Origin of the sequence: Zoogloea sp. LCSB751, assembly GCF_002028455.1 — a bacterium.
In the GTDB taxonomy this organism is placed as follows: Bacteria; Pseudomonadota; Gammaproteobacteria; order Burkholderiales; family Rhodocyclaceae; genus Zoogloea.
The window spans coordinates 1-250 of the sequence record NZ_MWUM01000434.1 but is presented as its reverse complement, the minus strand read 5'-3'; the positions used below and the strand labels follow the sequence as shown (position 1 = coordinate 250).

The following is a 250-nucleotide window of genomic DNA, read 5'->3' as shown; positions in this document are numbered from 1 at the left end:
AATAGCGCTGGGAGTCACCCCAGGTCGGCATCAGGCCACCGCGGGAGCGGGTACGGTTTACCGACACCCCGGGATAGATAAGCATCGTGATGTTGGTGACGTTGGCCTGGGTAAAGTGGTCAAGGCTCCAGCGCAGGTTAAGCGCGCGCTGCCAGCCGCTCGACATCTCCCAAAAACGTGATACCCCGAGGGTCGTTGAGTCGGCTTTCGTATCGTTGAGGTCCGTACGTTTAAAGCCGCCCTGCACCAG

The 250-nt window shown here is 60.0% G+C and carries 1 pseudogene; it reads right to left on the bottom strand.

The annotated features are described in order from the left end of the window. Window positions 1-250: pseudogene (locus B4920_RS27235) on the bottom strand (hypothetical protein); the annotation flags it as partial.